Genomic DNA, 1,241 nt, shown 5'->3' with positions numbered 1-1,241 from the left:
GACCAATGCCATGGTGCAGATCTTCCTGGTGATCACGCTGTTCTCCAGCAGCACCTACCTGTCGCTGATCTACCTCGCCACTTCGATGATCCTCGTGCCTTACCTGTGGTCGGCGGCCTACGCCTTCCTGCTGGCGCTACGCAGCGAAACCTACGAACAGGCCCTGGCCGAGCGCAAGAAAGACCTGGTCATCGGTGGCATCGCCCTGCTGTACGCCATCTGGCTGCTGTATGCCGGCGGCGTGAAGTACCTGCTGCTCTCGGCCCTGCTCTACGCACCTGGCGCGATCCTGTTCGCCAAGGCCAAGCGTGAGATCGGCCAACCCATTTTCACCAACGTGGAAAAACTGATCTTCGCAGCCGTTGTCATCGGCGCCCTGGTGGCAGCCTATGGCCTGTATGACGGCTTCCTGACCCTTTGACCCACGTCTTCGTTCAATTGGAGGAATGAAACCATGTCCGCTGAAAAACAGAAGTACGGTGTCCACTCCGAAGCCGGCAAACTGCGCAAAGTGATGGTTTGCGCCCCGGGCCTGGCGCACAAGCGCCTGACGCCGAGCAACTGTGACGAGCTGCTGTTCGACGATGTGATCTGGGTCGACCAGGCCAAGCGTGACCATTTCGACTTCGTCACCAAGATGCGCGAGCGCGGCGTGGATGTGCTTGAAATGCACAACCTGCTGACCGACATCGTGCAGCAGCCCGAAGCGCTGAAGTGGATCCTCGATCGCAAGATCACCCCCGACACCGTGGGTGTCGGCCTGACCAACGAAGTGCGCAGCTGGCTCGAAGGCCTCGATCCACGCCACCTGGCCGAGTTCCTGATCGGCGGTGTGGCTGGCCAGGACCTGCCGCAGAGCGAAGGCGCCGATGTGGTCAAGATGTACAACGACTACCTGGGCCACTCCAGCTTCATCCTGCCACCGCTGCCCAACACCCAGTTCACCCGCGACACCACCTGCTGGATCTACGGCGGCGTCACGCTGAACCCGATGTACTGGCCGGCGCGCCGTCAGGAAACCCTGCTCACCACCGCCATCTACAAGTTCCACAAGGAGTTCACCGGCGCCGACTTCGAGGTGTGGTACGGCGACCCGGACAAGGAGCACGGCAATGCCACCCTTGAAGGCGGTGACGTGATGCCGATCGGCAATGGCATCGTGTTGATCGGCATGGGTGAGCGCACCTCGCGCCAGGCCATCGGCCAGCTGGCGCAGAGCCTGTTTGCCAAAGGCGCGGTGA

General features: G+C 61.6%; 1 protein-coding gene and 1 pseudogene. Both read left to right on the top strand.

Features of this window, described 5'->3' with window-relative positions; translation table 11 throughout:
- A pseudogene (locus HP546_RS30395) lies at positions 1 to 421 on the top strand (arginine-ornithine antiporter); the annotation flags it as partial.
- Positions 422 to 454: 33 nt separating this feature from the next.
- The coding region (locus tag HP546_RS30390) for an arginine deiminase family protein (protein ID WP_256678580.1) at positions 455 to 1,241 on the top strand (787 nt) is incomplete at its 3' end.

The sequence above is a fragment of the Pseudomonas sp. CM25 genome (assembly GCF_013179705.1).
Classification (GTDB): domain Bacteria; phylum Pseudomonadota; class Gammaproteobacteria; order Pseudomonadales; family Pseudomonadaceae; genus Aquipseudomonas.
The sequence above is the reverse complement of the archived record's forward strand: the minus strand, read 5'-3'. Positions and strand labels throughout refer to the sequence as shown.